Consider the following 20,400-nt stretch of genomic DNA (forward strand, 5'->3'; position numbering starts at 1 on the left):
TCCCATGCTCAATGACACCACGATCTACGCCGAGCGCCGCGCGCGCCTCGCTTCGCAACTGGGCAAGGACGGCATCGCCATCGTCCCGACCGCGCCCGAGCGCCAGCGCAACCGCGACAGCGACTTCCTGTTCCGCCACGACAGCTACTTCTACTACCTGACCGGTTTCACCGAGCCCAACGCCTGGCTGGTGCTGGCGGGCGACGGCCGCGCCACGCTGTTCTGCGCACCGAAAGACCTGGAGCGCGAGATCTGGGACGGCTACCGCCTCGGCCCCGACGCCGCCCCCGCCGCGCTGGGCGTGGACGAGGCCTTTTCGGTGAACGACCTCGACGCCAAGCTGCCGAAGCTGCTCGAGAACCGCTCCACCGTGTGGTTCCCCTTCGCCACCCACAAGGGCCTGGAAACCCGCATCGACGGCTGGCTGCAGTCGGTGCGCGCGCGCGTGCGCTACGGCGCGCTGTGCCCCGAGGAGCAGCGCGACCTGTGCGGCCCGCTCGACGAGATGCGCCTCGTGAAGGACGCGCACGAGCAGGACATCATGCGCCGCGCCGCGCAGATCAGCGCCCGCGCCCACATCCGCGCGATGCAGCTGTCGGCGCGCATGCTGCGCGAGGGCAAGGACGTGCGCGAGTACCACCTCGATGCCGAGCTGCTGCACGAGTTCCGCCTGGGCGGCTCGCAGTACCCGGCCTACGGCTCCATCGTCGCGGCCGGCGCCAACGCCTGCGTGCTGCACTACCGCGCCGACGCCGCGCCCGTGCGCAAGGGCGAGCTGGTGCTGATCGACGCCGGTTGCGAACTCGACGGCTACGCCAGCGACATCACCCGCACCTTCCCGGCCGATGGCACCTTCAGCGGCCCGCAGCGCGCGTTGTACGACCTGGTGCTGGCCAGCCAGGACGCCTCGGCCGCCGCCACCAAGGCCGGCAACCGCTTCAACGACCCGCACGACGCGGCCGTGAAGGTGCTGGCGCAGGGCATGCTCGACCTGGGCCTGCTCGACGGCAACAAGGTCGGCGGCGTCGACGACGTGATCGACTCGCGCGCCTACTTCCAGTTCTACATGCACCGCACCGGCCACTGGCTGGGCATGGACGTGCACGACTGCGGCAGCTATGTCGAACCCACGCAGGTGGGCGAGGTGAGCGAGCGCAAGGACCCGCTGTCCAACGAACTCATCAAGAACCGCCCGAGCCGCATCCTGCACCCGGGCATGGTGCTGACGCTGGAGCCCGGCATCTACGTGCGGCCCGGCGAGGGCGTGCCCGAGAAGTTCCACAACATCGGCATCCGCATCGAGGACGACGCGATCGTCACAGCCACGGGCTGCGAACTGATTTCGCGGGGGGTGCCGGTGAAGGCGGATGAGATCGAGGCGTTGATGCGGGGGTGAGCACGGTCCGCAAGCGGCGCGCCAGGCTGGTGGACGACCGCCCGCCGTATTGGATGCAGCAGTGGCTGCTGCATCACAAGGAATCGGACCGGTTCGATGGACGTGAGTACCGCATCTACGACGTCCACGCGTCCAAGGGGCCGCCACTGTCCTCGGTCTGCGCCGAAGGCGTGATTTCGCGGATCAGCGATACCGCACTGGAATTGCGGGAGCCCGAGTCCGTCGTGTCCGCCTATGCGGTCTGGTTCGGTCTGCTGATGGCCGCGCCGCTGGTGGCATTGCTGTTCCATGTAGACATACCCCAGACGATCATGGGCACGCTGATCGCGCTCTGGTTGATCGGCGTGACGCTGTACGCCGTGATTTTCGGCGCGCGCTCGATTTTTTTGACCTTCAGGGAGGTGCTGCGCCCCTCGCCGTTGACCGTCGGGATTCTGTGCGACCGGCGCAACCAAAGGCTGTGGTGGCGCGAGGAAGGGAAGGACCGCTGGGTCGCGTGGGAGCGCATCCGTGTCGCCCATCGCAAGGGATGCCCCGCGACGCAGACCTCCGAAGACTTGCGTCTGCTGATGCTGAACAAGGACGATGCCCTCGTCACCACCGTGGAGCAGGGCACGGAGCCATTGACGTTGCCGCTGCCGAGCTGGGGCTTCGGTCATCGATGCACGCAATCGCATGAGAACGAGACGTGCAAGGCCGTCGTCGACTTCATCGCGGTGTTCATGCGTCACGGCCCCGAGCAATTGCCCGCCACCCACTGGCGGACACCGGAACACGACCGCGAACGCCTGTTCCTGGACCTGGCTGGCACCCTGAATTTTTTCGCCGGGCCTCGTGCGCATGCATCAAGACCGTTGCGCGCCTTCTGCGCCGTGCTGATGGCACTGGCCGCACCGCTCCTGCTGCCACCGCAATGGCTGCATGCGCTCGCCGAATTTCGGCGTCGGCCGAGCGAATGGTCAGAAGCCACCCTGCAGGCGGTCGGGATCGATTCGCCGACGACCCGCCTGGCCGTGCCCGCGGGCAGCCGGCCGTTGCACGCGCCGCTCGATCAGGAGCAACGCGCTCTGGCGTGGATCTGGATCGCCACCGCCTTCGCGACCTACCTCATCGTGGGTTGGAAGATCATCCACTGAGTGCGCGGACGGGTGCGGGCCCGAATACCCGCGCGATCACAAGCAGAACAGCAGACTGAGAAACGCAACGCCCCCTGCTGCAGACGCGATCCAGTGAAAGCGATGCGGCAACCCGCTCAACAGCCCGACCGTCGCCAGCGCCGCCGCAGTCAACGCTCCGAGCCACAGCACCCACCCCACCGACCCGCCCGCCGCCTCCAGGCTGGCCCACAGCGACAGGCACAGCAGCGCCGTGCCCCCGAGCTGCAGCCATCGGCGCCAGGCGCCCGGCGTGTGGCCGCGGCCGAAGACGTCTTCGCTGTGGCGGTCCATCGCGAGGCTCAGCGCGCAGAAGCCGGCCAGCGAGGCGGCGAACACCAACCCGAGCAGCGGCATCACGACCCCTGGCCCGACGCAGCGAGTTCTGTCGGCGGCGGCTTGACGGCTTTCTTCGGCGCGGCCAGCGCCTTGCGGCGCTTGCGCTCCACCAGCCAGGTCGCGCCCGCCAGCCCCAGGCCGAGCGCGATCGCCACGAGGTCGAAGCCCGCCACCGAGCTAGGCCCGTTGCGCAGGCTCACGGTGAGCGGCGCGGGGCCGGTGAAGGCATTGAGCACCGGCAGCAGCGCGAACAGCAGCGCGCCGAGCGCGAGCTGCGCCTGCCACATGCGCAGGGTCGGGCGCAGCAGGCCCAGCACGGCGGTGGCGCCCCAGACGATGAAGAACCAGCGGATCTCGGCCTCGTTGCGGCCGGCCACGTCGACCGGCAGCAGGCGGTTGGCCCAGAAGAAAGCGGCCATCGCCACAGGCAGGCCGGCAATCGCACCGAGGTTCAGTCCGTCGACCAGCCGCAGGCCGAAGCCGATGCGTCCGCCCTGCTTGAGGGTCTTGGCGTATTTCTGGCGCTCCTTCACGGCCCACAGCAAGAGGCCCGTGGCTACCATCAGGCAGCCCGCCAGGCCCGAGACGAAGAACAGTGCGCGCAGCAGCGGATCGGCAAAGCGGCCGATGTGCAGGCCGTAGAGCACGCCGCGCGTTTCGGCCGCGGCCTTGGGCACGTCGCCGAAGCTGCCGATGAGCGCGCCGGTCGTGCCGTTGAACTGCATGCTGGGCTGGTCGTACGACAGGTGACGGCCTTCGGCCCGCGTGAGCGAGACCACGGCGTTGGCGTCGTTGGGCTGATGCACCACGATGCGGCCGACGGGCGCGCCGTCCCAGTGGGCCGTGGCCTGCGCCACCATGGGCGCGAGGGGCGCCAGCGCGGCCTTCGTGCCCGAGGCCTTGATCTGCGTGCGCACGCCGCCCGGGAAGGCCTCGGCGAAGAAGGTGTCGTTGCCGCCGTGCGCCTTGTAGGCCACCTGCGGGCCCCACGGCATGTACATGAACATCAGCGTGACCAGCCCGGTGTAGGTGATCATGGCGTGGTACGGCAGCGCGAGCACGGCGGTGACGTTGTGCGCGTCGAGCCACGAGCGCTGGCCCTTCTTCGGGCGGAAGGTGAAGAAGTCCTTGAAGATGCGCTTGTGCGTGACGATCCCGCTGACGATGGCCACGAGCATGAACATCGCGCAGAAGCCGACGATCCAGCGCGCCCAGAGCGCGGGCATGTAGTGCAGGTCGAAATGCAGGCGGTAGAAGAACTCGCCGCCGCGCGTCTCGCGCGGCGCGGTGATCGCCTGGCCTGTGGCCGGGTCGAGCATGGCGCGATCGAAGCTGCGGCGCCGGTCCACCGGCGGCGAACCGGGCGGCGGCGAGGGCTTGAGCCACAGCAGGCTGACCGACGGCTCGCGCGCCGTCGGCAGTGTGATGAACCAGCGCGCCGCGTTGCCCGCGTTGCGCTCCAGGTAGGCCACCGCGTGCTCGGCCGCGACCGGCTGGGCCACGCTGGCGTGCGACACGGCGTGCAGCTCCGGCTTCATCCAGAAGGTGATCTCGTCCTTGAAGTACGAGGCCGTGCCGGCCGCGAACACCATGAAGAGCACCCAGCCGACCAGCAGGCCCGACCAGGTGTGCAGCCAGGCCATCGACTGACGGAATCCTTCCTTCATGCGGCACCTCCGCCGCCCTGGGTCCACAGCAGCAACAGCAGGCCCTGCAGGGCCGCCGCGATGGCGAGGCCGGTCCAGGCGCGCCACGCCGAGCGCGCCGCGAAGACCCACATCACGGCCACGGCGTAGACGAGGAAGGAGGCCAGCGTGCCGGTCAGCGCGGCTTCGCTGCGCGCCATGCCGAAGAGGACGGGCAGGCCCAGCGCGAGCACGGCGGCCGACAGCGCGGCGACGCCGTAGCCGCCCGCGATGGCGGCGACGGCCCGCGACGCGACGCCCATCCGGTAGCGGAGGCCGGCGCTCACGACGGGCGCCGGACGACGTGCAAGGTCGTTCGGAAATTCATGGGACAGAGGGAGGGGAGAAACCTGGAGAATGAGAATCATACTCATCTTCTCGGTTTTTCTCGCCCCCGCCCATCCCGCGAGCGGGGCCTTGAAAGGCGCGCGGCGCCTTACTTCGCCTGCAGCAACGCGCCGGCTTCGAGCAGCACCAGCTCGTTGTAGTCCGCCTTGTTCGGCTCGCGGCTGCTGGAGAACGGCAGGTTGTTGTCGTTGCCGACGACGATGTGGGTGGCGTCGACCACGTCGACGTTCTCGATGGTGAAGAACGGGAACTTGAGCACGCCGTCGTTCAGCGGCTTGCGCGCGAGCTTGTTCGGGTCGGCGATGTTCAGCAGGTCGATGTAGCCGATCTTGCGCACCGCGCCGCCCACGTTCGCGTCGCTCAGCTCGACCTTGTAGACGCGCTTGAACTTCGCGATGTCGTGGAAGCAGTCGGTGCGCTTCTGGCCTTCGGGGCAGGCCTTGTCGCTCGTGCCTTCGCCGTTGTCGCGCTCGATGATCAAACCGGTGGTGCCGTCGATCATGTTGAAGTCGCCGATGGCGTGGCCGTTGGCTTCGAGCACGTACTTCCAATGGCGACCCGTCCACTTCTCGGTCGCGACGTCAAACTCCAGCACGCGCAGCGCTTCCTTGCCGTCGACCTTCTCGTAGTCCTTGGCCTCGGCGTTCCACACCGGGCCTTCGAGCAGTGCATAGAGCTTGCTGCCGTCCTTGGACGAGGCCATGCCTTCGAAGCCCTTCGAGCGCTTGACCTGGAAATCGACCGCCCCGCCCGGTGCGCCCGGCGTGGTCACGGCCGGATGGTCGGGCGAGCGCACGGCCTTGCCGTCGACCTGCGTATCGAACACCGCGAGCACCTTGCCCTTCAGGTCGGCCTTGATCAGGAAGGGGCCGAACTCCTCGCCGATCCACAGCGCGCCGCCGGCGAACTGGAAGCTCTCGGGATCGAAGTCCGAGCCCGTCAGGTAGCGCTGCTTCGTGCCTTCGTGAACGATGCGGAACGGCACCTTCTTGTCGGGGTCGTGCAGGAAGATGGTGTTGATGCGATTGAACTTGCCGCTCTTGAAGTCCACCTTGTAGTGGTTCAGGTAGAGCATGAAGTCGGGCGAGTTGGCCTTCGCGCCGGCGCCGTTGTCGGTGAGGATCCAGAACGAGCCGTCGTCCATCTTCTTGATGCCCGAGTGCCCCTGCAGCGGCTGGCCCTTGAAGGGCACCGACACGCCGGTGCCGCGCCCACCCGAGAGCCCCTCGATCGTGCCCAGCGCCTCGACGCGCTTGCCCGAGGTGAACTTGCCGCTGACCTGCAGATCGGCCGGCGCGTCTTTCGGTGCGGCGACGAAGCTCTGCGCAGGCAGCACGGCGTGGCCGGCGAGCGTGGCGGGAAAGGCGGTCTGGGCCACTGCGCCACTGCAGGCGAAGGCGGTGGCCAGGGCGACCAGAGAGAGGGAAGCGAAGCGCGTCATGAACGAAAAAGCTTTCAGTCGAAAACGCGTGACCTTGCCGGGCAGGCGTGACGCCGCCGTGACATCCGCTCAGCTCAAGGTGCGATGTCCACCGTCACTTCACGCGACTCGGCGCGGCCTTGGTCATCGACCGCGCGCAGCACGTAGCGCCGACCCGAGTCGGCCATGTCGGGCATCCAGGTGATGCCTTCCCCGGGCGCGGCCTTGCCGACCAGCGCGTCATCGGCGAACCAGTAGATCGTCTGCGTGCCCGCCGCCGCTTCGGCGCGCAGCACGAGCGGCTCCGGCTTCTTCACACGCAGCGTGTGCCGCACGCCGCGCAAGGGCGAGGTGATGAGCGGCGCCGTCTCCGAAGACTCGCCCTTCTCGCAGCCGTCGGTCGGCAGGCTCGCGCGCGGCAGGCCCGCCTGGCGGAACAGCCGCCGCATGTCGCTGCCCCATTGCTCGACCACCTGCTGGCGCGCGTTGGGCTGCGGCCCGCACACCACCTTGCCGGTCGTTTCATCGACCCACACGGCACGGTGCAGGTTGCTCACCTGGATCGGCGACTTGCCGGCGATGAACCATGTGGTGGTGCGCACCGGGCACAGCGCATCGGGCAGTCCGCCCGTCGCGGTGCACACCTCGACCTGGCGCAGGTCCGCCGGCTGGCGCGTCGCGATCTCGCCGGGATCGAGCCGCTCCGCGCGCAGCGCATCGACCATGCGCAGGAACAGCGGCGCGGCCGCATCGACGCCCACCAGCGCGGGGTTGCTCGTGCCATCGAAGTTGCCGACCCACACCACCAGCACATGGCGACCGAACACGCTCGCGGTCCATGCATCGCGAAAGCCCCACGACGTGCCCGTCTTCCACGCGATGGCCGGGCGCGCGGGCAGCGTGGTGTCGGGGCGCGGCGTGTGGCGCAACATGTCGAGCGTGATGAACGAGGCCTCTTCGCTCAAGAGGCGCAACGGCTGCACCGGCCGCTCGTCGGGCGCGGGCTGCGTGTAGCGCAGCGGCTGCGAGATGCCGCCGTTCGCGAGCGTGGCGTAGAGGCCCGCGAGCTCCTCGGGCGTGACTTCGCCGCCGCCCAGCACCAGCGCGAGGCCGTAGTGCGATTCGCTCTGCAGCTTTTGCACGCCCGCAAGCCGCATGAAGTCGTAGAGCCCCGGCTTCGACAGCTTCGCGGCGACGGCCACCGCGGGGATGTTGCGGCTGCGGATCAACGCTTCCTGCGCAGGCAGCGGGCCGGCGAAGCGGTGGTCGAAGTTCTCGGGTGTGTAGGGGCCGAAGGAGGTCGGCGCGTCCTTCAGCATCGTCTTCGGATGCAGCAGACCCTGGTCGAGCGCGAGTGCGTAGATGAAGGGCTTGAGCGTGGACCCCGGCGAGCGCTTGGCCTGCGTTCCGTTGACCTGCCCGGCGATGGCGTCGTTGTGCCAGTCGGCCGAGCCGATCAGCGCGCGCACCTGCATGGTCGAAGCGTCGAGCAGCAGCGCGCTCGCGTTGGTCATGCCGACGTCGGCGTGCGTGCGCAGGTACTGGCTCATCACGCGTTCGAGCGTGGCCTGCATGCGCAAGTCGATGGTGGTGCGCACTTCCTGCACACCGCGTTCCTGCGCAAGCAGCATGTCGGTGGCGTGCGGCGCGAGAAAGGGGAGGCTGCCGCGCGACTGTGCCGAGAGCGCGAGTTGCGCATCGGGCGCATGCTGCTTCGCGGTCGGATCGCGCTCGGCCCACAGCGCCCACAGGCGTTCGCGTGCCGACTGCAGCTCGGCATTGCGACCGCGCTCGGCAATGCGCTTGACGGGGTTCTGCGGAATCACCGCGAGCGTCAGCGCCTCGGGCAGGCTGAGCTTGGCGGCGTCCTTGCGGAAGTAGATGAGGCTCGCGGCCTGCACGCCTTCGATGTTGCCGCCGTAGGGCGCGGTGTTGAGGTACGCCTCGAGGATCTCGCGCTTGCTGAAGCGCGCTTCGAGCCAGAGCGCCGCGCCGATCTGCGCGATCTTGCCCATGACCGTGCGGCTGTCGATGCCGTAGACGCGCCGCGCGAGCTGCATCGTGAGCGTCGAGCCGCCCTGCCTGCGCTCGCCGCTCGCAATGCGCCACGCGCTGCGCACGAGCGCGGCGGGGTTGACGCCGGGGTGCGCGTAGAAACGGCGATCTTCGTACAGCAGCACTGCATCGACCAGCGTCGGCGAGATGCGGTCGAGCGGCACCCAGAGGCGGTATTGCTCGTCGCTTGCGAGGGTGAGGCGCAAGAGTTCACCACCCTGCGCGTACACGGCGCGCGAGCTGCCGACGGTTTCGCTGAGGGGCGCGTGCGGCCAGAGACGCAGCAGCGCGAGCAGGAGAGCAACCGCCAGCGCCCACAGCGCAGGCTTGCGCAGCCTTCCCAACTTCACGCTGAAGCGCATGACGGCCTCCGCTGCCTGGCGTCAGTTCGCGACGACCTGGAAACGCGCACCCGCCGAGCGCGAATACACCCGCCGGTCGTACATCGCCTCGCCATACGCCGCGGGCACCACGAAGTCGCCGACGTTGGTGGCGCGCGCCTTGTAGGTCACTTCGAGCAGGTTCTTGTCGACGGTGCCGTAGAACACCACGCGGTCTTCGCGGATGTCGGCGTACTGCACCTTCCACGAACCGCCACCGCCGAGGCGCTTCTTCCAGATCGGTGCATCGGCATTGGCTTCCTCGTCGTCGCCCACGGCCTGCAACACCGGCTCCAGGCCGCCGGGCAGCAGGTCGACCAACGCCACGTCGTTCAGCTGTGCGCGCTCCAGGCTGCGCACGCGCACCCGCACGGTGACCTCTTCGCCAAGCTTCGCCTTGGTGATCGGGTTGCCCTTGGCGTCGAGCACTTCATGGAAGATCTCCAGGCCCTGGTTCACCGGCGTGGTGGGCACGTTGCGCTCGAAGCCCTGTTCGGCCCAGCTGTAGTACAGGTTGAAGTCGCTGTCGTTCGACAGCTTGAGCTTGGCCGTGCCGGCGGGCACCGCGGCACGCGTGATCGGGTTCACCGAGCCCAGCGCGAGTGCCGCGGCCTGCCCTTGCGCGTTGACGCTCTGCGCCGTGAGCTTGCCCTCGGCGTTCTGCGCCACCGCTTCGAAGTACGCATCGACCGCGAGCAGCATCGAGGCCGACGACAGGCTGTTGTACCAGCCGTCGCGCACCATCGCGCCCATGCCTTCCCACGCGTCGGGCTTCAGCGTCTTCAGGCGCGAAGGGAAGTGGCGGCCCACCAGGTGCAGCGTCATGCTGTCATGCACCAGCGGGTCGTAGTACGCGCCCCACACGTTGCGGCGCTGCTTCTTCTCGGTGCGCGCGAGCAGGTCGGACCACACCGGGTTGAGCAGCTCGTTGGCCACTTGCTCCTGCTTCACGAGCTGGTAGCTCGCGGCGAGGTACACGGCGCCCAGGTCGTCGCTCCAGCCTTGGGTCTGCTTGTTGCGCCAGGCTTCGCGCAGGTTGGCCAGTGCGGCCGGCGCGATGATGCCCTGGCGCGTGAGCAGGTAGGCCGCCTGCGTGCGCTGGCGCCAGCCGTCGAGCGAGGTGTCGCCGCTGCCGGGCCAGCCCTGCAGGTAGGTGTTCGCCTTCTGTAGCAGGTCTTGCGGCACGGGCAGCTTGTGGTCCTTGGCTTCGATGAGCAGGTGCACCGCGTAGAGCGTGGCGAAGGCATCGGTGCCCGCGCCAGGCCACAGGGAGAAGCCGCCGTCGGCCGTCTGCCGTGCGCGCAGCTGCACGAGGTAGCGCTCGAAGGTCTTGCGCGCCTCGGGCATCGGGCCCTGCTCGGGGGTGCGGCCGCGCGCCATTTCCTTGACCAGCTCGGGGCGGCTCGAAAGCAGCACGGCCGGGAAGGTCTGGCTCGTGATCTGCTCGGTGCAGCCGTGCGGGTACACCTCCAGGTACTGCATGAGGCCGGTCGCGAAGGCCCACGGCGCGGCGGACACCGCGACGTCGCTCTTGCGGAAGTTCGGGTACAGGTCGGCCTTGCTGCTCAGCTCGCCCGCGCGCTGGAAGCTGCCCGCCTGCACCAGCGTGACGAACGGCGACGCAGGCCGCACGCTCACTTCGGTCGAGAGACGCGCACTGAAGGTCTTGTGCGTCGAGGTGAACACCAGCGCCGATGAACCCAGCACCGCCTGTTCGCCCGGCTTGGCGCGCACGTTGAACCTGGTGCTCGCTTCGCCGCGCTCGTTGACCTTGAGCGTCTGCGTCGCATCGCCCACCACTTCGAGGCCGCCCGAGGCGGTGAGCGTGAGCGCGATGGGCACGTCCTTGCCCGAGCCCACGATGTTGTTCGCGAGGCCCACGCCCACTTCGACGGTGTCGCCGGGCGCCATCGCGAGCGGCGCGTTCGGCAATATCACCATGTCGCCGCGCACCACGGTGCGGGTGCTCTTGGCGGCGGTGGTCTCGTCGTTCACCGCGACGGCCATCACGCGCAGGCTGCCGTTGAAGCTCTCGGGCACGGTGTAGCTGAACTCGCGGCTGCCGTTCACATCGACCAGCCCCGACCAGTAGGCCACCGGCTTGTCGCGCTTGCGCTTGAACGGATTCAGGTGCTTGCCCAGTTCGCCTTCGCCGTCGCCGCCGGGGGCGGCACCCTGCATGAGCTTCTTGAACTCCGGCAGGATCAGGTCGAGTGTCTGCAAGGTGCCAACTTCGAGCGCGCGCTTCTGGAAGAAGTGCTTGAGCGGATCGGGCGTCTTGTAGCGCGCCACCTGCAGGATGCCTTCGTCCACCGCGAACAGCACGGCGCGCGTGGGCTTGTCGCTGGTGAGCTTCATCTTCACCGTCTGCCCGGGCTTCACGAGTTCGCTGCTGGTGAGCTGCAGGTTGGCGGTGCGCTTGGCCAGGCTGGTGGCGAAGGGAATGACGCCGTACGACAGCGGGCTCATGTAGACCTCGTCCGAGGCCGGGTCGCGCACGAAGTGCACGTTGATGTAGCCGGTGCCCTCGAAGTCCTTGGGCAGCACGATCTTCTGCACCGAGGCGGTCTTGTCGGTCTTGAACCATGCGTGGGCGTAGACCTTGTCGCGCTCGATGGTGATGAGGCCTGCGCCCACGTACGGCGCGCGGATGCTCACCTCGATCTCCTGGCCCGGCTCGTAGTCCTTGCGGTCGAGCGTGAGCTGCAGTTCGGCGTTGCGGTCCAGCGAGCGCGAGACGTTCGCGTTGCCCGCCACGCTGTACTCGACGCGGTTCAGCTCCAGCCCGCCGGCATTGCGCACCACGTAGGCGAAGTTGCCGGGCGTGGAGGTGTTCAGCGCAATGATGTTGCCGGCCGCGACGATGGCCAGCGGCTTCTCGTCGATCACGATTTCCTTCTTGCGCGACTCGTAGCGGTAGAGGCCGTTGTCCTGCTTCACGAGCACCGACAGCACCTTGCGCTCCACGCGCTCGACCTTCAGGGCGTCCACGGCCGTCTTCTTCGCCTGCGGGTCGATCGCGATCACGGTGGCATTGCGCGCGGCGCCCTTGCTCACGTAGCCGGTATCGCCATCGACCTTCACGCCCACGAGGTAGGGCATGTCGCTCACCAGCGTCTGCGCCTCGGCCGAGACGCTGCGCCCGCCCTCGGGCTCGAAGGCCTTCGCGAGCACGTGCACCTGGTAGGTCGCCGCATCGAAGCGCGAGAGGCGCAGGTCGAACTCGGCCTTGCCTTCGGCGCTGGTCTGCACGCTGCCCAGGTCGTCGACCTGCTTCTCGGTGGCGCGCTGTGGATCGAAGAAGGCGTAGTCGGCGAACGCGCGGAACACCGGGAAGGCCGGGCTCAGCGTGAGCGTGCCCTCGACCTTGCGGTCGGGCGCGGGCGTGCCGAAGAGGTTCTGCACGTCGATGAGCGCCTTCAGGTCCTTGGGCCTGACCCAGCCTTCCGCCACTTCGCTGCTGAGCTTGGCGACGACCTTGGTGCGGTCGGGCAGGAACTCCTGCACCTTCACCGTGGTGCTGCCGATGAGCAGGCCCTGCACCTCGGGGTTGCCGGGCGAGGATTCGCGCGGCAGGTAGAGGTTGACGGTGTAGTTGCCGGTGGGCGAGGTGTCCTGCGTGGCGTGGGCGATTTCCGCCGCGCCGCCGGGGCCGAGCTTGAGCTTCTCGCGGCGCACGCTGAGTCCGCGCGCGTCGATGATCTCGGCTTCGAGCGGCAGGTCGCGCAGCGACGTGGCCCAGTTGCCGGCCTTGACCATCATCGCGATGTGCATGGTGTCGCCCGGGCGGTAGATGCCGCGGTCGCTGAACACGTAGGCGGTCATCTGGTTCGGCACGCCGGCCGCGCGCAGGCCGCCGACGTCGAAGCGCGAGATGTCGAGCGTGCGGTCGCTGCGGTTGAAGGGCAGGAAGCTCAGGTCGCCGTCCTTGCGCACCACCAGCACCACAGGCGCCTTCTCTCGTTGGTAGCCGGCGAGGTTGGGCAACTTGGCAGCGCCCGTGGCGTCGGTGGATTGCGACGCGACGATCATGCCGTTGCGGCCCCACACCTCGACCAGTGCGCCGGCCACCGGCTGGCCGTTGGCGATGCTCTGCACGAACACGTCGCGCGTGCCGTCGAGCGATTTCTTGGCGACGATGCCCAGGTCGGTGACGAGCACCAGGCGCTGGTCCTTCTGGTCTTCGGGGTTGCCGCTTTCGGGGTCGCCTTCGCCTTCCGAGGGCTGTTCTTCCTGCTGCTCTTCTTCGGGCTGCGCCTGCGTGGCATCGCCTTCGGCTTTCTTCTTGGCCTTGGGGTCGTAGCCCTGCACCTTGAGCAGGAACACGCCGCGGCGGTCGGCCACATCGCTGCGCAGGTACTGCGCGAAGTCGACGGTCTCGTAGTGCGCCTTGCCGGCGGGGATGCTGAGCGGAATTTCCTTCTGGAAGCGGTCGACGAGGTTGTCCGACTGCAGGCCGCCGTTGAACTGCGGATGCGCGAAGTCGCCGTTGGTCTGCGTGACCAGGTGCTGCAACTGCTGCGGCAGCAGGCGTCCGATTTCCAGGCGGATGCCGGGCAGGTCGCGCACCAGGATCGGCAGCTTGCGCTCACCGGAAAGTGCGAGCAGCGAGCCTTGACTCATGATGGTGAGCTCGGGCGCGAAGGTCTTGAGCAGGCGAACGTCCTGCCGCGCCGCGCCGAGCTGGTAGCCGCCCGGCGTCTTCAGGCCCTTGGCCACGCGCACCAGCAGGTAGCGGCCGCCCTCGGCTTGCGGGAGGCGGAAGCTGACCATCTCGGTCACTTCGCGCTCGCTGGCGATGGGCTGCAGGTTGATCTTCTTCGCGCGGCGCAGCACGGCGTCGGTGACCTTCGCGGGGTCGGCGGACCAGTCGAACTTTTCTTCCGGGTCGCCCTTGGCTTCTTCCGTGGCGGGCAGCAGCCAGGCCTGCACCACGCGCGCCATTTCGCGCTCGTGGACCGGCATCGAGGCGGTGACGTGCATCACATGCTCGGGCTCGCCGTTCTCGCCCGTGACGATGGTGGGGTCGATGCTCGAGATGTCGAGGCTGAAGAGGCCGGGGATGTCGACCGCGCGCGAGATGTCGTTGCGCTGGCCGGGGCCGCCCTTCTGCGCGACCGCGCCGGACGTGAGGCTGAGCACCACGGGGCGTGTCTTCTCGGGAATGGGCAGCGGCTCGGACTGGAGGGTGGCGGTGAGGCGCAGCTTGTCGTAGCTGACGGTGAACTTCTCGCTCGCGCATTTGCCCACGCTGAAGATCGAGGTGCCGCAGGCCTGGTCATAGGTCAGCACCAGGCGCTTTTCGAACTCTGCCGTGTTGACGGGGTGCGAGAAGCGCACCTGGAAGAGCGCGCGCCGCACGTTGGCCTGCACCGGGTCCTGGTAGAACTCCGCGCCCGCGATGCGCGCGCTGAATTCGGGCGAGGTGAACTCGTACTTGCGCTGCTCGATCTCGATGTGCGGCGCGAGCGCGTCCTTCGCCAGCTGCACCTTGTAGGGTTGGCCGACCGGCCAATCCTGCGCGGGAAGGAATTCGAGCTTCTTCTGGCTGCTCCACGACCAGCGCCCGGCGATGGCTGGCTCGATGGTGACGCCGGTCGCCTCCTGGCCGATGCGCGCGATGGGCGCGACCGAGGCGGAGAAGTTGATGACGACCGGGTTGGGCCCCTTGTCGTTTTCGATCTGCGTGCGCGGCGGCGGCACGATCTGGGCGGTGGAAACGACGGGCTCGACGCGGTCGGGCGTGAGGCCGTGCCACCACTTCAGCACATGCGGGCTCGCGAACCAGCCGGCCAGCACCAGCAGCGCCAGCAGCACCACCCAGGCCAGCCGTTGCTGCAACCACTGCAGCCCGAAGAGAAGAAAGGCGCCCACGATGCGCAGCCACCCCGGGGGTCGCCAGGAACCGATGAGTCCGCGTGCCAGCGGACGCAGGAACCCGAGCACACGGCCCAGCCCGGTGAAGAGCACGTCGCTGAGCGACGCGAGTTTTCGATTGGCAACTTGAAGCATGGACGCTCCCCCGATGTTTTTGTTGGCGCCTGACAGTCTCTGCCCGGTCTGTGAAGCCATGGCGCTGTGTGTGAAGTCTGCGTGAAAACCGCACAGGGCCCGCGCACCGGCCCGTCTCGAACGTCAGAACGAAAGTGCGGGCTTGTTCACCATCAGCCAGAACACGACGGCCATGGCCACGAAGGCCGGATAGCCCAGCAGTTCCCAGTAGCGCTGGTAGCGCAGATACAGCGACGGCAGCGCGGTGTCCTCGCGATGCGCCTGCCCCGCCAGGGCCGCCATGCGGATCTGCAGCCACACCACCGGCAGCCAGCACGCCCCCGCGAACGCGAACAGCCCCAGCGACAGCGCCAGCCACGGCGTCGACAGCGGCCAGCCCGCCAGGTGCGCCAGCGCGAAGCCGGTGACCGGCTGCAGGATGACGGTGGGCGTGGTGAACCACCAATCGGCCCGCACCACCAGCCGGCTCACCACCGCCTGCGCCGGCACGCTGCCGCTGCGGTTGGCAAAGAACATGTAGAAGGCCGACCCCAACCCCGTGCCGACCATCAGCACGCTGGAGACGATGTGCAGCCACTTGAGGACGAGGTAGGTGTTCATGGCGTGGCGCGTCGATGCAGGTGCCAGAGCAGCGCGGCGATGGGCAGGTTCTTGAGCAGCGGGCCCAGCGGGTGCAGCCACAGGTCCGGCTGCAGCGCGGTCGCCACGAGCGTCATGGCGAGCATCAACGCGAAGGCGGCCAGGTAGACGGTGCGGCCGGGTCGCAGCCACAGCGCCAGGCCGATCGCAAGATCGGCCGCCGCGCCACCGACGATCAGCGCCTGCACCAGCCACGGCGGCGAGGCGATGCCTGCGTCGGCCAGCACGCGGCGGCTCTGGCCGTCGAGTTCGACGATGCTGGCGACGGCGGTGAAGAGCCAGACGGCGATGAGGCTCAGGCGCAGCAGGCGGTCGTCGCCGTCGACAGCAGCAGGGCGCGTCATGGCGTGGGCGCCCCTTCGTCGATCACATCCGTCACCATGCCCCAGCGCGCGAACTCGGGGTCGAACTCGGGCAGCGTGAGCAGGCCGGCGCAGGCGTGCGCGCCCACCGGCAACGCCTCGCCGCGCGCGAGCCGCCGGGCCAGCAGGATGGCGGCCATGCAGGGAATCTCGGGGCCGTGGTTGTCGTCGGCCGCGATGTGCCAGGCGCGGCGCGCGATGACGCCGTGTGCATCGGTGCCTTCGACGCGCACCACCATGCCGCCCAGCGCGGTGCCGAACGCATCGAACACACCGCCCGTCGCGTGCAGCAGCGGCGCCAGCTTCTGCGGTGCGCGCAGCAGGCCTGTGCGACGCAGGAACGCCAGGAAGGCGAAGACCTGCTGGGTCAGGCCGACTTCGAGTGCGGCGCGGAACATGACCGACTGCACGCCGGCGTAGCGCGCGGGAAAGAGCTCGAGGTCGGGGATGTCGCACAAGGCGCCGCGACGCGGCTTCATGCGGGCGAACTGCACCTTCGCGGGATGGGCCCAGCCGGGCTGCTCGGTCCAGCGGCCGCCCTGCCAGACGCGGATCGGCGCGCCGCAGTAGGCGAGCACGCCCGCGAGCGTGGCTTCGCCGCGCGGCGCGCCCTGTGCCGGCGCGATGCAGATGTCGATGCTGCGGATGCCTTGCCAACCGGCGGCGAGGTGATCGACCACCGCCGACGACAGCGCCGGCACGGTGCTGGCGCCGGTCACGGCGCTGCGGCCCGCACGGCGGAAGGCCGCGTCCATCGCGGCGGGAAAGTCGCAGACGAAGCGCCGGCCGTCGGCCAGGTCGATGTAGTGCGCGCCGGCGGCCGCCACGGCCTGCGGCACGCGGTAGTCCTGGCCCTGGAACGGGCCGGCGGTGTGGATGACGAGGTCGACGCCCAGGAAGCCCAGCCCCCGCGCGAGATCGGGCGACTGCGCATCGACGCGCACACCGCGTGCACTGCCGCCCAGCGATTGCGCAAAGGCCGTGGCCCGTTCGAGGTCGCGCCCGCCAACCCACAACTCGATGCCCGGGTCCTGCGCCAGCGCGCGGCTGATGCGCGCGCCAAAGTTGCCGTAGCCGCCGAGCACCAGCGTCTTCATGCGACGTTGGCTCCGGCGATGTGGCCGCGCGTGAAGGCTTCCTCGAAGATCGAATAGCCCGACCAGTCAGCGTGCGCGAACGACAGCCGGCCCGCGGCCACGCGGTCGCCGTGCGCGCCGATCTGCGCGAGCAGCCCGGGTCGCGGGATCGACATGGCGTGTCCGTAGCGCGTGATCTCGACGCGCGTGGCGAGCGCGGGCAGGTCGGGGTGCGGCACCGACAGCTCGGCCAGCAGCTCGTCGCGCCATGCGGTCCACGGACGCTCGAGCAGCAGCTGGCGGCCGTCGCCGGTGTCGTAGCCGCTCGGGCCCAGCGGGCGGTACCAGCTGAGCACGGTGCCGCGCGGCGTGGGGTCGAGCGTCTGGTGGCGCGCATCGACGTAGCCAAGGCCGCGCGTGCCGTAGATCACGTTGTCCCAGCTCGGCGCAGCGCCGACGCGGTCGGCCAGCGGCCCGCGCAGGTGCACGTTGGCGACCAGCCACGGCGCGTAGCGCATGTGCGCGGCAGCGCTGGTCAGCAGCGACGGCGGGTTCTCGACCACGCGCGCGGCGATGAACACGGGCAGCGCGACGATGCAGCGCTCGGCCTGCCAGCGCACCATCGATTTCGACGCGGCATCCCATGCATCGACCTCGACGCCCGCACGCCCTTCGGCGATGCGCGTGACGACCTGGCCGGTGTGCAGGCGCTCGCCCAGCGGCGCGGCCAGCTGCTTGGTGAGCCAGCCGTTGCCTTCGGGCCAGGTGAGCACGCCGTCGCGGTCGGGGTTGCTGTCGTTGACGCTCCCGCTCGCGTCACCGGGCGCATGGAAGCCGTGCCGGCTTGCGAAGTAGTGGATGCCGGCCCAGGCCGACACCTGCGCGATGCCGGCGCCGTAGTCGTCGCGGCAGCAGTAGTCGAGGTACCAGCGCAGGTGGGCGTCGTCGAAGCCTTCGCGGTCGAGCCAGCCCGCGAAGGGCAGGGCGTCGAGCGCGAGCAGCTCGGGCGTGACGGCGAAGCGCAGCGTGGGAATGGCAAAGTGGGCGGCGTGCTGCAGCGCGTCGATGCGCTGTGCGAAGCGGCGGTACTGCGCCTGCGTGCCGGCGCCCACGTCGTGCACGGGCAGCAGCCCGTCCTGCCATTCGCCGCGGAAGAAGAGGCGCTCCTGCGGGCTGTGGCAGAGGTGGCGCTCGTCGTAGGTCCAGCGGCCGGCCACGCGGCGGCGCAGGCCGAGTTCTTCGAGCAGGTCCTGCACCTCGTGCGCGTCGTCGCCGGGCGTGGGCAGGTAGTGCGCGCCGAGCGGGCAGGCGATGCCGCCGACCACGCCGCCGCGCGCGTTGCCGCCGGCGGCGTCTTCGATTTCGAGCAGCGCGAAGTCGTCGATGCCCGCGAGGCGCAGCGCGCGTGCGGCCGCCAGGCCGGCAACACCGCCGCCGGCGATGACGACGCGGGTGCGCTTGACGGTGGCCGGGGCCTGCGACTTGAGCGTGGCGTCGCGCATCGCGTGGCCGCGCGCGACATCGATGCCGGTGAAGCCACCTTCGATGGGCGGTGGTGGCGCCTCGCAGCCGGCCAGCGCCAGGGCGCCTGCACCGGCAGCGACGCCAAGAAAGCCACGGCGCCTCATGGCACACGGTTCCTTCGTGGAACACCGCGGAACCGGCTTTGCCGGGCCGCAGGTGTTGCCCCCGGTAGGGGGTTGGCGAAGCGACACGAAGTGCGCGCAGCCTGGGGGCGAGCCATATCAGTGCGCCATGACCTTGCCCCACTCCTGTTCGTAGGTGGTGACAAGGGTCTGGTTCGACAGGCGGTTCACTTCGGTCGGCACGCGCGCCATGTCGAGCGGAAAGTCGAACATCAAAGGCAGCGTCGCCGGCGTGAGAAAGCGCATGCCGCCCGGCAGCGCATCGGGCAGCCGGTAGGGCCGGTGGCTCGCGATGATGTAGCCCCATTCGCCGAAGCTGGGCACGTGCGCGTGGTACGGCGTGGCCTTCAGGCCGACCGACTCGATGGTGCTCGCCACGGTCCAGTAGCTCTTGCGCGCCACCAGCGGCGAGGTGGTCTGGATCACGGCGTAGCCGCTGGCCGACAGGCGCCGGTCGAGCAGCGCGTAGAAGCTGTTGGTGTAGAGCTTGCCGATGGCGAAGTTGGTGGGATCGGGAAAGTCGACCACGATGACGTCGAAGGTGTCGCCCTCCTGCTGCAGCCACTGGAACGCGTCGGTGTTGACGACCTTCACCTTCGGCGACGAGAGCGCGTGGCCGTTGAGCGCGGCCAGCGTCTCGTGCGTGGTGAAGAGCTGCGTCATGTTCGGATCGAGCTCCACCAGCGTGACCGACTCGACCGAGGGGTACTTGAGGATCTCGCGCACCGCCATGCCGTCGCCACCGCCGAGCACGGCGACTTTCTTGGGCGCGCCGTGCGCGGCCATGGCAGGGTGCACCAGCGCCTCGTGGTAGCGGTACTCGTCGCGCTCGGCGAACTGCAGGTTGCCGTTGAGGAACAGCCGGTGGCCGAGCGCGCCGCGCGTGACCACGATGCGCTGGTAGGGCGAGCTGGCGCTGAAGACGATGCGGTCCTGGTAGAACTTGTCTTCCGCCAGCGTGGTGATGTGGTCGGCGCCCCAGAAGGCGCCGATGAGCGCGCCCAGCGTGAGAAAGCAGGCCACCGCGTGCGCGCCGGCGCGGCGCAGTTCATGGCGGAATAGCCACAGCGCCCACACAGCCACCGCGGCGTTCATCACGCCGAACAGCAGGCCGGTGCGGATCATGCCCAGCTGCGGCACGAGGATCAGCGGGAACGCGACCGACACGGCGAGCGCGCCCAGGTAGTCGAAGGTCAGCACCTGCGACACGAGGTCCTTGAGCACGATGTTGCGCTTGAGGATGCGCATCACCAGCGGGATCTCGAGCCCCACCAGCGTGCCCACCACCACCACGAGGCCGTACAGCAGCAGCCGGAACGCGCCCGGCACGTAGGCGTTGGCCAGGAACAGGATCGCCGGCAGCGCGCCGCCGATCAGCGCCACGAGCAGTTCGATGCGAAGGAAGTGCGCCGGCAGCTGCCGGTCGAAGTAGCGCGAGAGCCACGAGCCGACGCCCATGGCGAACAGGTAGGTGCCGATGATGGTGCTGAACTGCAGCACCGAGTCGCCGAGCAGGTAGGAACTCAGCGCGGCCGCGCTCAGTTCGTAGACGAGGCCGCAGGCCGCGACGACGAACACGCTGGCGAGCAGCGCGATCTCCACGGGTTGCGCCCCCCGCGCATCCGGGGTGCGCGCGGGCAGGGCCGCGTCGCTCAATGGATGGCTGCGGCGACGATGACGCTGATGCCGAGGCACATGGCGGCCACGACGAGCGCCAGCGCCCTGTTCTGCTTCTCGACGATCTCGCCCCACAGGTCATAGGGGGTGATCTTGTCGATGATCAAGAAGCAGATCCAGAAGACCACCACGCCGATCAGCGCATACACGAGCGATCCGAGGACCACGCCCGGTTTCAGCCATTCAATTCCCATGGGGACCTCCAGTCGTA

Annotated in this window: 14 protein-coding genes; 2 read left to right on the forward strand and 12 right to left on the reverse strand. The window is 69.0% G+C overall.

Features of this window, described 5'->3' with window-relative positions:
- Window positions 1-4: 4 nt before the first annotated feature.
- Together ACAM52_RS33475 and ACAM52_RS33480 are read left to right on the forward strand one after the other, a co-directional pair.
- On the forward strand, window positions 5-1,396 hold the full coding sequence (locus ACAM52_RS33475) for an aminopeptidase P N-terminal domain-containing protein (protein ID WP_139702930.1): 1,392 nt from the start codon (window positions 5-7) through the stop codon (window positions 1,394-1,396).
- Window positions 1,393-2,532: a hypothetical protein gene (locus ACAM52_RS33480; protein ID WP_369645695.1), complete on the forward strand. Its 1,140-nt coding sequence runs from the start codon at window positions 1,393-1,395 to the stop codon at window positions 2,530-2,532. The genes ACAM52_RS33475 and ACAM52_RS33480 overlap by 4 nt, the downstream gene beginning before the upstream one ends.
- Before the next feature lie 36 nt (window positions 2,533-2,568).
- On the opposite strand, the gene ACAM52_RS33485 is transcribed toward ACAM52_RS33480, so the two are convergent.
- The 12 genes from ACAM52_RS33485 to ACAM52_RS33540 all read right to left on the reverse strand — a co-directional run bounded on the left by ACAM52_RS33485 (window position 2,569) and on the right by ACAM52_RS33540 (window position 20,383).
- The gene (locus ACAM52_RS33485; RefSeq protein ID WP_235926935.1) at window positions 2,569-2,907 is read right to left on the reverse strand and encodes a DUF3325 domain-containing protein; all 339 of its coding nucleotides are present in this window, start codon (window positions 2,905-2,907) and stop codon (window positions 2,569-2,571) included.
- Complete coding sequence (locus tag ACAM52_RS33490) at window positions 2,907-4,556, reverse strand: PepSY-associated TM helix domain-containing protein (RefSeq protein ID WP_369645696.1); 1,650 nt, start codon at window positions 4,554-4,556, stop codon at window positions 2,907-2,909. Before ACAM52_RS33490 ends, ACAM52_RS33485 begins: the two co-directional genes overlap by 1 nt.
- Window positions 4,553-4,837 carry a DUF3649 domain-containing protein gene (locus tag ACAM52_RS33495; protein WP_095747785.1) on the reverse strand — a complete coding sequence of 95 codons (285 nt, stop codon included), beginning with the start codon at window positions 4,835-4,837 and terminating at the stop codon, window positions 4,553-4,555. Before ACAM52_RS33495 ends, ACAM52_RS33490 begins: the two co-directional genes overlap by 4 nt.
- Window positions 4,838-5,010: 173 nt before the next feature.
- Window positions 5,011-6,363, reverse strand: coding sequence for an esterase-like activity of phytase family protein (locus ACAM52_RS33500; RefSeq protein WP_369645697.1), 1,353 nt, complete (start codon window positions 6,361-6,363; stop codon window positions 5,011-5,013).
- A gap of 74 nt (window positions 6,364-6,437) precedes the next feature.
- Window positions 6,438-8,759, reverse strand: coding sequence for a penicillin-binding protein 1C (gene pbpC / locus ACAM52_RS33505; RefSeq protein ID WP_369645698.1), 2,322 nt, complete (start codon window positions 8,757-8,759; stop codon window positions 6,438-6,440).
- Window positions 8,760-8,780: 21 nt separating this feature from the next.
- Window positions 8,781-14,789: an alpha-2-macroglobulin gene (locus ACAM52_RS33510; RefSeq protein WP_369645699.1), complete on the reverse strand. Its 6,009-nt coding sequence runs from the start codon at window positions 14,787-14,789 to the stop codon at window positions 8,781-8,783.
- A gap of 123 nt (window positions 14,790-14,912) precedes the next feature.
- On the reverse strand, window positions 14,913-15,389 hold the full coding sequence (locus tag ACAM52_RS33515; protein WP_369645700.1) for a DUF2269 family protein: 477 nt from the start codon (window positions 15,387-15,389) through the stop codon (window positions 14,913-14,915).
- Window positions 15,386-15,772 (reverse strand): DoxX-like family protein, encoded by a 387-nt coding sequence (locus tag ACAM52_RS33520; protein ID WP_369645701.1) that lies wholly within the window; start codon window positions 15,770-15,772, stop codon window positions 15,386-15,388. The genes ACAM52_RS33515 and ACAM52_RS33520 overlap by 4 nt, the downstream gene beginning before the upstream one ends.
- Entirely contained in the window at window positions 15,769-16,887 is a 1,119-nt protein-coding gene (locus tag ACAM52_RS33525; RefSeq protein ID WP_369645702.1) for a saccharopine dehydrogenase family protein, read from the reverse strand. Before ACAM52_RS33525 ends, ACAM52_RS33520 begins: the two co-directional genes overlap by 4 nt.
- The gene (locus ACAM52_RS33530; RefSeq protein ID WP_369645703.1) at window positions 16,884-18,494 is read right to left on the reverse strand and encodes an FAD-dependent oxidoreductase; all 1,611 of its coding nucleotides are present in this window, start codon (window positions 18,492-18,494) and stop codon (window positions 16,884-16,886) included. The genes ACAM52_RS33525 and ACAM52_RS33530 overlap by 4 nt, the downstream gene beginning before the upstream one ends.
- 117 nt (window positions 18,495-18,611) lie before the next feature.
- Window positions 18,612-20,153 (reverse strand): polyamine aminopropyltransferase, encoded by a 1,542-nt coding sequence (locus tag ACAM52_RS33535; RefSeq protein WP_369647815.1) that lies wholly within the window; start codon window positions 20,151-20,153, stop codon window positions 18,612-18,614.
- Window positions 20,154-20,164: 11 nt separating this feature from the next.
- Entirely contained in the window at window positions 20,165-20,383 is a 219-nt protein-coding gene (locus ACAM52_RS33540; RefSeq protein ID WP_062473571.1) for a DUF350 domain-containing protein, read from the reverse strand.
- Between the last annotated feature and the right edge of the window lie 17 nt (window positions 20,384-20,400).

The organism is Variovorax sp. V118 (assembly GCF_041154445.1).
GTDB lineage: Bacteria > Pseudomonadota > Gammaproteobacteria > Burkholderiales > Burkholderiaceae_C > Variovorax > Variovorax boronicumulans.